9 protein-coding genes, 1 pseudogene and 1 CRISPR repeat array are annotated in these 11371 nt (G+C 41.5%); of the genes and pseudogenes, 8 read left to right on the plus strand and 2 right to left on the minus strand.

From position 1 onward, the window contains the following. The first annotated feature begins 1196 nt into the window (after window positions 1-1196). From EWV60_RS22425 to EWV60_RS22460, 8 genes are all read left to right on the plus strand, one after another. Window positions 1197-1799, plus strand: a complete 603-nt coding sequence (locus EWV60_RS22425) for a Uma2 family endonuclease (RefSeq protein WP_287234904.1) — start codon at window positions 1197-1199, stop codon at window positions 1797-1799. Window positions 1800-1814: 15 nt separating this feature from the next. Next, window positions 1815-2846: an SAVED domain-containing protein gene (locus EWV60_RS22430; protein WP_287234906.1), complete on the plus strand. Its 1032-nt coding sequence runs from the start codon at window positions 1815-1817 to the stop codon at window positions 2844-2846. A 7-nt stretch (window positions 2847-2853) separates the two neighbouring features. After that, entirely contained in the window at window positions 2854-4278 is a 1425-nt protein-coding gene (locus EWV60_RS22435; protein ID WP_287234909.1) for a Cas10/Cmr2 second palm domain-containing protein, read from the plus strand. Between the two features lie 10 nt (window positions 4279-4288). Next, window positions 4289-5272, plus strand: a complete 984-nt coding sequence (locus EWV60_RS22440; RefSeq protein WP_287234912.1) for a type III-B CRISPR module-associated Cmr3 family protein — start codon at window positions 4289-4291, stop codon at window positions 5270-5272. Between the two features lie 281 nt (window positions 5273-5553). Continuing rightward, window positions 5554-5679, plus strand: coding sequence for an AbrB/MazE/SpoVT family DNA-binding domain-containing protein (locus EWV60_RS22445; RefSeq protein ID WP_004268165.1), 126 nt, complete (start codon window positions 5554-5556; stop codon window positions 5677-5679). 142 nt (window positions 5680-5821) lie between these two features. After that, window positions 5822-6649, plus strand: coding sequence for an RAMP superfamily CRISPR-associated protein (locus tag EWV60_RS22450; protein WP_069474141.1), 828 nt, complete (start codon window positions 5822-5824; stop codon window positions 6647-6649). Window positions 6650-6668: 19 nt separating this feature from the next. Continuing rightward, window positions 6669-7076, plus strand: a complete 408-nt coding sequence (locus tag EWV60_RS22455) for a hypothetical protein (protein ID WP_002736781.1) — start codon at window positions 6669-6671, stop codon at window positions 7074-7076. A 5-nt stretch (window positions 7077-7081) separates the two neighbouring features. Then, window positions 7082-8746 (plus strand): RAMP superfamily protein, encoded by a 1665-nt coding sequence (locus EWV60_RS22460; protein ID WP_287234916.1) that lies wholly within the window; start codon window positions 7082-7084, stop codon window positions 8744-8746. Between the two features lie 103 nt (window positions 8747-8849). After that, window positions 8850-9183: direct repeats of the CRISPR family, unit length 32 nt; unit sequence TTACCTATTAGGTCAAATAGGATTAGTTGGAA. 127 nt (window positions 9184-9310) lie between these two features. Here EWV60_RS22460 and EWV60_RS22465 read toward each other — a convergent pair. Then, window positions 9311-9788: pseudogene (locus tag EWV60_RS22465) on the minus strand (IS1634 family transposase); the annotation flags it as partial. A gap of 112 nt (window positions 9789-9900) precedes the next feature. Next, window positions 9901-11371: Ig-like domain-containing protein (locus EWV60_RS22470; RefSeq protein ID WP_287234920.1), on the minus strand; the 1471-nt coding region annotated here is incomplete at its 5' end.

Here is an 11371-nt window from a genome sequence, read left to right on the forward strand (position 1 = left end):
GGCACAATTATTTGGGCGAATGCAATTCGCCCCTACAATAATATTATTATTATTGTGCCAATGGTAGGGGCGCATCGCGTGCGCCCAGAATGTCCTAAGTAGGTAGGCACAATTATTTGTAGGATGGGTTAGCGGTAGCGTAACATAATCGGGCGTTGGGTTTCATGCTTCAACCCAACCTACGTTCATTTTATATTTAATTCCACCCACCTACTTATAGATATTTCGACAAAATTGAAAGGCAGAAAAAGGGTTTCTTTATAAACCCTTTTTCTAGTTTCCAACTAATCCTATTTGACCTAATAGGTAAGGTAAAACGATTCTGCCGGGGGGGATTAAGTTAGAAGCGGTTTCCAACTAATCCTATTTGACCTAATAGGTAAGGTTGATTTATTTCTGTCAGCGGTGGTGGTCAGTAGTTGTTTCCAACTAATCCTATTTGACCTAATAGGTAAGGAGATATTTTTAACTTCATCCTTGATGAGATTCAAGAATAGTTTCCAACTAATCCTATTTGACCTAATAGGTAAGGAGGAGTACCCCTTGGAAAGTCTCATCGAGAGGGGAAGACAGACCCCCAAATCGACGCATCTCCAAAAAGGTGGTATTGAGGGGGGTAAAAGTCCCGATACCAAAGGGTAGAACCCTGACTGGGAGAGCAATCGACACATCTAACCAGAGAATCGGGGTTTTAGGTCGGGGAGGGGGTGCATCGATTTTCAGTCAAGAGTTAGGGGACAAGCTAGATGATGTAGAGATTTGGGGGTGGTTGAGGAGGAGAACCTCCCATCACCAACAATCTAGAGACAGCTTCTTCGGAAATCCCATAGAAGCGCACATCATCCTCTTGAGGATTGACCCTTTCTACTACTTTAGCGTACAGTTTCCGCCTCTCGATGTGTAATTAATTTTGCTTAAGTAATTATCTGTAATTAAGTAGCTGGTTATAATTAAATTAAAAATGGATTTTAGGTTCGATCCCCCCTGCCCCCCTTGATAAGGGGGGTGCCGATAGGCGGGGGGATCTGACAATTTTTAACGCCTACCTACTTAATTGTCTAGCTACTGATTAAGGAGGGTAGCGGGGGTGGGAGTTTTTTTTAAGGATTTTTTAACCCCAAAAATCCCCCGATTCTGGCGAGTCATTAGTATCATGGATAACAACAACAAGTTTTAGGTCTAATCCGATAAAAATCATGACCTACCTATCTCCTAAATTATTCACTTTTGAAGACTTTTTAAACCAGTATGGAGATGACCCACGCTATCAATTAATTGACGGGGAGTTGCGAGACATGGAACCCACTGGACTTCAGGAATCCGTAGCGGGAAAAATCGCAGGAAGACTGTGGGGAGAAATCTTGCGATTACATCTACCCTGGACAATTCCTAAAAACTGTTTGCTCCGTCCAGAATCCGGTCAAGCTACTGCTTTACGTCCCGATGTCATCATTTTGGATGAAGTGGACTTTAGCACCGAACCTCTCTGGGAAAAACAACCAATTTTAACTAGCTCCCCAGCAATTAAATTAGTGGTAGAAGTGGTTAGTAGTAATTGGCAAGATGATTATGCACGCAAAGTTGAAGAATACTCATCTTTAGGTGTTGCTGAATATTGGATTGTCGATTTTCGTGGATTGGGTGGCATCTCTTTTATCGGTAAACCCAAACAGCCTACTTTGACTATTTGTCAGCTAGAAGGTGATGAATATCAACAAAAATTATATCGTCTTTATGAGCGCATTAGTTCGGCAGTTTTTCCCGAATTGTCTCTGTGTCTTCTCGATATTATACCCTAAATCTCTAGTAAAATTATGCTGAAATATCTTAAAAATGTCCTGGGTAATCTGCGTCAATATCCCTATAATATTATCTTTAATCCCCTCACCAATGCAGCATTAGCCATCGCCGCTATTTTGGCACTAATTGCCGATCAATTTGGCCAGGGATATTATCTAATTTTTCTGATTACTTTGGCTCTAGTTATCATCGGTATCTGGCTAGAATCTCAGAAATACGACCTCTATAAACATCAGGCGATTCCTCTACCGATAGTGATTAATATTGCTAATCCTGCCGATAGTAATAAGGCTCTGCAATCGCTTTTTAATATCATCGAAACAGAAAATAAATACAAAGATCATCAAAATAATCTTGACCAGTATCTCAATATTAGCGAAACAGACTTAATTTTTAACTACTCCTGTGATATTTATGATCAAGAAATGCTGAGAGCTTTTCTGCAAATACTCCGCTATAATCTAGAGAAACTTAAGAAAAAAACTCCCCAAAATACTATTATTTATCTTGCCTATATCGGTCCGATTAGCGTCGCTATTATGGTCGGTACTATTCTCGCTACCGAAGGAGTAAAAATCTTTCAATATAATAAATCTTCTGATAGTTATTATCCTGTGGTGGAAATTAGCGATCGCAAACTCAAAGAAGATATTAAGGAATACGAAAAATTTGAGCGTGTTGTCACCGAAAAAGGTCAAGATAGAGTAACTATAGCCATCGATGTTTCTTCCCATAAAATTAATCTTAATGATCAGAGTATTGAAAACTACGGCGATTTAATTTATCTGAAAAGTAAAGGCAGTGGTACAATTGAAAAAAATGAAGATTGGCTACAATATTCTAGAGAAATCTTTAAAACTATCAACATCGCTCAACAAAAAAACTATCAAGAGATTAAGCTAGTTTATTCCATGCCTATAACTTTGGGAATACTTGTCGGAATGGCCGTTCAACAATACTGGCCAATTCTCCTAACTCAATACGAAAATTCTACCTACAGAAATCTTATTAATCTTCAGGAATTTAAACTTTATCGAGGACAATAAAGATAAAATGAACTATACTGTAATTACCTTTGCTCCTGTGCAAGGATTCATCGAAAAATCGCGTAAACTAAGGGACTTATACGGTGGTTCTTTTTTATTATCCTATCTTGCCGATGCTATCTGTCAGGCAGCGGATAAATATCCTGAATGTAGCCTTATTTCTCCGGCTTTAATTGACGTTAAAAGAGGAACTCCCAACCAAATCTTAATCGCGGGTAATTTTCCCAAAAAAGAGGCCGAACAAGTCTTCGATGACGCATGGCAAAAAGTGGTTAATAAGTGTCGGGTTTGGATTGAACAAAATTTACCACAATACAATTATACTTGGCGACGAGAATGGAACCTATGGATTAATCATACTTGGGAATTCTTCTGGGCGCAAGAGGACTCGATCGATTGTGCGTTTAAAAGTCTGCAACAGAAAAAATATCAACGAGATTGGACGGGAATTAATTGGCAAGGAGAAAGTTCTAGCTTATCTGGTTCCGATGCCATTGTTTGGTATGGAATGACGGATCAAACCCATCCTTTATATTCTAGTATTTCCCAACAAAATCAGCAAATCACTGAATTTTATCAGCAATTAAGTCAAAAACTTTCTAATGCTATCCTCGATGAAACCGAACGTCTTAGCATTCCCGAATTAGTCAAAAGAATGATTACATTATATGATATTGGCAAGCCTTTAAACCTAGAACTTCCTAAAAAATTTGTGGAACTAAATCGCTACGAGGAAAAATCCTATACAGGATGGTTTCAAGGGGACGGTGACGGGATGGGAAATTACCTAAAAAATCTGTCCATATCCTCAAGAAAAGAATTTAGTCAAAGAATGCGACAATGGGGAGAAGAACTAGAAAATTATCTTAACTTTGGTCGCATTATTTATGGAGGAGGAGATGACTTTCTAGGGGTTTTGTTTTCACAAAAATCAGAACCAAAATTAACCCTACAAGATTGTCTATATTGGTTTGATCAATTTCATCGGGAAATCTGGCCAAAACACGGTTATTCTCAGGATATAACTGTTAGCGTCGGTTTCGTTTGGGCAGCTTCAGGAGTTCCTCAGCGTGACATATTGCAACAATGTCGAGAAGCAGAAAAATCCGCTAAAAATCAAGGTAAAAATCGTCTCGCGGTGCGAATCCTTTTTAACAGCGGTAACTATTTAGAGTGGGTTTGTCCCTGGGAAAACTTAAAAGATATCCTCGATAGTTATTGCGATCGCAGTGAAGGAAAAAACTGGACACATTTCTATAATGATATAGCAACTTTAGAAAATCGCCGCGCTTTTACCGATGATAATCACGATATTGCCAATGCAGTTTTTAACCTTTATTTTAATCAAAATATACCCATCGATACCACCTCTCACCAAGATAAAAATAACTGGGTAATTAACCTCTCAAAAGTGGCCAATCATCTCACCTAAACATAGAAAAATGCTGCAATATCTGATCATAATTAAACCTTTGGGATTTCTCTACGGTAGTGCTGGTCCGTTTCTGTCTCCAGAAAATCTAGTTGGACGTTCAGGAAATCGTTTTCCCCCCACTGCTGCCACAGTTTCGGGACTATTTGCTCACAGCAATCCCACCAATATTCGCGATTTACAAATTGCCGGCCCTTTTTGGGCAAACAGTGAACAACTAGATAACTTTTTTGTCCCCACTCCCTTTATTTATTTGGCTAAAAAACCCCTCGCAAATTATTTTCAAGACCAAGAAAATAACGACAATGGAAAAATTCAACACACCTTAACATGGCAAGAAAAATGGCAAGAGAAAGACAGTAAACAAATTGAGGGAAAATTCGATCGAGATAGTTGGATTCCTATCAACCAATGGTATAATCCTCAAAAAGCCTATGGTTCTCCGTGGCAATATCATCCCCATCTCCATCCGCGTTTGTTAGAGGAGCAAAGAAAGGTAAAAACTGGAGAATTATTCCTCGAAAATGCCGTCCAGTTACATCCAGATGCTTGTCTAGTTTATTTAGCTAATCAACCCCTAGAAAATGGCTGGTATCGCTTTGGTGGAGAATCCCATCTAGTGGAAGTTAAATCACTTGAACTAAGCAGCCATCTCCAAACTTTATTTAATCAAGATGTCGGTCAATATTTTGCCCTCATTACTGCCGCAATCTGGGGAACAAATCGCCTATCAACTCGCAATCCCAGCGATTGGCAATTAGAAACCCTCAACACCGAAAGACCAATAACCTATCGTTATCGATTCGGAGGAAAAGATAAAGTTAAGCGCTTATCTAGGGGACGTTATGCAGTTCCCGCAGGAACAGTTTATCGCTTAAAAAACCCCTTACCATCTTGGGAAAATTGGCAGGAATCTTGGTTCCCCAGCGAAGGGGTTTCTCTCAAACGTTGGGGCTGCGGATTAGCCTTACCCTTAGAAAATATTGCCAAATAAAGCCTATAATTAAGTAGGTAGGCGTTAAAAATTATCAGACACCCCCGTTATCAAGGGTAGGGTTGATTCATGAATCAACCCTACCTTATCAAGATGGCAGGGGGGATCGAACCTAAAATCCATTTTTAATTTAATTATAACCAGCTAATTATTGAGTAGGGTAAATGAGACGAGCATAAGTGATAGCTATGGCAAAACTAAAAACTAGATTTCCTCGAAAAGCTTTATTAGATTATTGAAAAAGTGGTAATAATCAAGGCTCAAAAATTAGCAAAAATAAAATGATGCGTATGTTTTTAGATTTTTTGGTAGAAGATGCCTTTAAAAACCCTTCTTCTCTCACTCCTTACACAGAGGAAATGGCTAAAGAAATCGATGAATTATTAAAGGGTGTTGCAATTGATTAGGAATAAATCTATAGCTTTGTGCTGTCCTAATAGCCTAAATACCACGATAAAATATTAACAAAATCTTAGAAAATCCTGACATTAATGTTAACCTAGTTTAGAATAATCCCTAAGCATCTAAAATACTCACTTTTACCCAAAAATGTATCACAAAAGTTATGGCATACTTGAAACCTTAGCACCCCTTCATGTGGGAGCAACCGCAGGAGAAGAAACGGGTAATCTTAACCTCATTTTTCGTGACCAATTTACCCAAACAGCAATTATCCCCGGTAGTTCTATTCGCGGCCGTTTTCGTGCCGATATGAACAATATAGATGAAAAACGTACATGGTACGGACACGAAACAATCCCAGGACAAGAAGACGGAGGAACCACCGAAGCAAAAGTTAAATTTGAATATGCTTCCCTCGTTTGGTTGCCGGTATTTTGTCCGGGGCAGCCGATAGTTTGGGTCACTTCTCCCCTATTATTAAAACGCTACAAACAAATCACGGGAATCTCTGCAAAAGTACCCAATCCCTATACTGCTTCCCCTAGTTTACAAGCGCGAGTAGTGCAGGGAGTTAACCGCAATAGCAAAGTTTTATTTTTTAACTTAGGATTTCTCGAAATTGAACACTTAGAGGAGCTTTCCCCGTGGATTCCCCCGCAAGCGGATTTAAAAGCTTCTCAATTAGTCGTCGTTGATGATAACGATATATCCATGCTGCACGATATGGCACTCTACCGACAAAGCCGGGTTAAACTACTAGAAGGTCAGAAAAAAGTGGATACAGAAAAAGGAGCTTTTTTCAATGTGGAAGCTTTACCCGTGGGTAGTATTTTAGTTTTTCCCATTGCTTGCAAAGAAACAGGATGGCAACCTTTTGGAGAATCGGTAAACCAAAAAGAATTATATTTCGGAGGATTAGAATCTATCGGTTTTGGTCGTTGCCAAGTTACTATTTTAAACTACGCTAATCAATAATTATATTTTATCTAATATTATGGCTTGGAAAGAATACAATCTCGATCGCATTGCTCAGAAATTAGTTCTCGCTGCCAAACTACGGGATCGAGATTCTCTCAATCAATCTTTTAAAATGCGTGAATCCGTTTCCTATGGACTAGAAAGATTCTGGGGTGAACATCTGCGCTTACAATCCAAGGAACCCAATAAGGCACAATACTGGAAAGAAACTTGGGATAAATTAGTCGAAACCATGGCAGAAGCGGGGATTCCTATCCCTAACGATACCGTACAGGTAAATGATACCGAATCTGTTCAAGTAATGGCAGAAAAACTCTGGGAATTAAAGCTAGAAGACCAGAGAATTACCCTCGCTGTTTTAACGCAACTATGCGATTGTTTAGTTTGGTGGACTCAAAGATATAAAGGATCAAAGGAACGATAAATTATATGGTTAATATTCCCGATATTGGTGACAAAATCCCCCTGATGTTTCGCGCACAAACCAAAGGGCGATCGCAATTACAATATATTGACTCTAAAAAAGATGAAAATGATAGCCAAAAATGGGTAAAGGAATGGATAGAACGAGTCGATGAAAATCCTCCCCAATTTGGTCAAGAAGTAAAAACCAAAGAATATCAAATATCGTGGCGATTCGTCACTAATGGGGGACAAGATGAAGGAATAATTCGGCCTGTAATGGGTGCTTATGGCATACCATTTTATCCCGGTTCCAGCATGAAAGGAGCCTTTTGTCAAGCTTGCACCCCCGAACAAAAACAACGTTATCACCTCGAAAAAGATAGCGATAACCCTAGTCTTTTGCGCTTCCATGGCGGTTATCCCGTTAATGATTGGACGGAAAATCTTTTAGATATTGTTCACCCGCAACAGGGATGGCAAGTAAAAACCCCAAACACTCGACAAAAACCCAGTGGAGAAAGTGGTTTTGCTTTAATTTCTCTCTATCAACCTACCCTAAAATTTGGCATTTCTACCTCAATAGAACAACCCGATTGGGAGGAGATTTGGACTATCTGGGAAAGAGCTTTAGAATCTGGTCTAGGATGCCGTGTTAGTAGCGGTTACGGCTTACCAAAAGACATTAAATCTTCAAAAGAACCTTTATATAAATGTTTTCTGAAAGGGCAAGTAATGGCTCCTAAAAGCCTCGATGGTGCAAGGGAATTTCGACCCAATATTTTTCGAGGAGCAATTCGCGGTCATGCCTTGCGTATTTTTGGCGGTTTAACTGATGCTAAAAATGCCGAAAAGTTAGTTAATCAGCTATTTGGAGGAATTGACGGAGAAGCAACCCAAGCTTTACTAGCGGTCGATTTTTGTGTCAAATCTCTAGAGTTAGGAACCTTTGCCAAGGGTTACAAGGAACCCACCTACACAGTAACAGGAGAATTGCGCTGGATTCTCACCCAATCCCAATCTCTCCCCGAAAACCAGCAAGAATCCTTAAAAAAATTAATTTGTTTTCTCACTCGTTTTGCCATGTTATTAGGAGGATTTGGTAAATCATGGCGACGAGCAGATCATAGTATTTTCTATGAGGATTATTATCCCAATAAACCCTTAATTGGCTGTCATTGGCAATGGGGGGATAAAAGTTCTTTAATCAACGATAATAAAGTCAGAGATTTAACTCATGTTCATCCCTTTATCAAAGATGTTCGCACTATTGCTAAACAATGGATGTCCTTACAAAAAGATATCCCCATAACTCCCGATAATAGTGCTAACTGGCGAGAAAGTTGGCATCCTAAAAATGTCGAAGTTTGGGGAAGAATTGCCGAAGATAAAGATGATTCTCTAGCCATAAAATGGCTTCACAAAGCCTATCAAAAATTGGATAATTTAAGTATCTATAAAACCTCGGTGACAGGAAGTATCGATCAAATTGGTTGTCTTTGGCATCGAATGTATCCCCTTGTGAATATTATCACTACTGAACAGGGCAAAAAAAGACCGAAAGACACCTATAAATATCTAGAATTATTAACAATTTTTCCTGATGACTCTGATGATTGTGCTTATTTTCTAGGTTTTCTAGACGAGAATAATGGTCAAGCGGGAAAATTTCAAAAACTTTGGCCGAAATAATCCCGTTTATAGTTAAGTACCTAAGCAAAATTAATTACAAATTAGGATTAGTTGGAAACTAAAAGAGTAAGGCTAATTCATTAATTAGCCTTACTCTTATCCCTTACCTATTAGGTCAAATAGGATTAGTTGGAAACGTTAACCCCTCATTTAGTCCGCTTGTCCAAGTAATCGCCTTACCTATTAGGTCAAATAGGATTAGTTGGAAGCAATTCCACCCATTCTAACCAAGTGCCTTTGAAATTTTCGCAACCTTACCTATTGGGTCAAATAGGATTAGTTGGAAACTTCTTATCGTAGGTGTCGATATGGACAATCGAACCACCATTACCTATTAGGTCAAATAGGATTAGTTGGAAACATCAAGGCTATTCCCCAATCCGGCTCGACGGTTTCGAGTAGTCTTTACCTATTAGGTCAAATAGGATTAGTTGGAACCTAAAAAAGTAGGGCTAATTCCGGAATTAGCCCTACTCTTATCTCTTACCTATTACTGGACTTCCCTGTTGACAAAAGGCCATAACCTGTGCTGTAGGAGGGATTAAAAGAATTTCCGCCGCCCCGTTACTGGGTACAAATTAGGGAAACCCCTAATAAATCTAACGCATGATTGTTGTAGTTCAGTCGGTCAAGTTATCTTAGAAAAACGATAACTTCCTTCTCTAATCGTACATTCTACTGTATGCAAGCAAATTGTCCCCAGGTCTTCCAACAAAGTCCGAAAACTATGCACAGGGAGGTTTTCTTGATTCCGTTTTTTTCTCTCTTTAGATTGAGCGGATTCACTGTGACTAGCTTTAATCACATTCAGAGAACTATCATCAATTTCTTCATCCTCAAATAACCAAGGAGCCAAGCACTGTTTTAAATGCCATTCCACATAATAAGCCAACATACACAAAAAGATATGGGCTTTGATTCTATCACCCTGATAATGATAGATAGGACGCACCTTTAAATCAATTGACTTATAACAGCGAAATGCCTCCTCCACTTGAGATACACTTTTATAAGCTTTAACCGTTGTCGCTGCATCCATCAACATTTACTACCAAATCATTACCAGCAGGTGCAGAGCAGAAGAAGTTAAGAACATTCCCCGCAATAATGGCCAGCAGTGGCCGGAGAAATAAGGCGGGGAATGCCTGCTTGAGCTAGAGGTTCTGGAACAGTACGTTGGTGTTACTGAGAGTAGGAGATCCCGTCAACGTGACGATCGCCAACGGACTGAAGGTTGATCCCGCGGAACCATCGGCATCGTAGGAGAGTACCCCGCCGCTGTAGGTGAGGTAGCCAGCTGCAAGGGCGTCGGTATAGTTTGTGGTTCCCAAAGACACGCTACCCAAGGACGTGAAGGCGCTGGCACCAGTGGTATCGAACACGATCGTGTTGGCATCGATGCCGAAGTCGGCGATCACATCCTGCCGGTCGTAGATGCTGAGAAACTGGAAGGTGTCGTTGCCGCCGCTACCAGCGAGGGAATCATTGCCGAACCCGCCGACGATGGTGTCATTACCATTATTACCAGTGAGGGAATCATTGCCGGACCCGCCGTAGATCAGATCAAATCCGCCGATTCCGATGATGGTGTCGTTGCCTGTGCCGCCCCTGATAATGTCGTAGCCGTTGCCGCCGTCGATGATGTCGTTGCCGTCGCCGCCATTGATGGTGTCAGCGCCTTCGCCGCCATTGATGGTGTCATTACCGGTTGATCCGGTGATGGAATCCGCGCCAATTGTACCTGAGCCAATCACACTATCGCCTCCAGACGGACCATCATTCGGGTCAGGACCGCCGCCCACGGTCATAGCGATGTTGGCCGAATTGGCAACACCCTGGTTGCCAAGGGTATCGAAATAGTCGTTGGACACTGCCACTGTTCCCGTTGCTGACTGGAAGTTGGTGGCAGTGAACGTGGCGGTGTAGCTGCTGCCGCTGCCGGTGAAGTTGCTCAGCACCCCGTTGGTCAGGGTCACGTCGCTGGCGGCGAAACCGCTTACGGCTTCGCTGAACTGGAAGGTAACTGTAGTGCTAAAGTTCTGGCCAGTGAGCAGTTGGCTGGCAAAGTTGATGCCCACTGTCGGATTGAGCGTATCAATCGTCACCGTATCCGAGCCGGCTCCACCATCTTTGCCCGCCACGTCGGTGTAGCTGGCCGCTGCCACGGACACCGAGCCGGTGGTTTCCACCGCATCGTCGGCCGTGAAGGTGGCCTGGTAGCTGCTGCCATCCACCTGGGTGAAGTCGCTCAGGGTTCCACCGCTGACGTTCACATCACTGTTGTCAAAACCGGCGACATCTTCGCTGAACTCAAAGGTTACCAGAGAACTGTTATCGTCGTCGTTGAGGGAAGGATCAACGATATCGACTGCGAGGGTCGGATTTTTGGTGTCAATCGTCACCGTATCCGTACCCGCTCCACCATTGTTACCGGCAATATCGGTGTAGCTATCGGCTGCCACGGACACCGAGCCGGTGGTTTCCACCGCATCGTCGGCCGTGAAGGTGGCCTGGTAGCTGCTGCCATCCACCAGGGTGAAGTCGCTCAGGGTTCCACCGCTGACGTTCACATCACTGTTGTCAAAACCGGTGACATCTTCGCTGAACTCAAAGGTTACCAGAGAA

The organism is Microcystis sp. Msp_OC_L_20101000_S702, from assembly GCF_007095705.1.
Lineage (GTDB): Bacteria > Cyanobacteriota > Cyanobacteriia > Cyanobacteriales > Microcystaceae > Microcystis > Microcystis ichthyoblabe_A.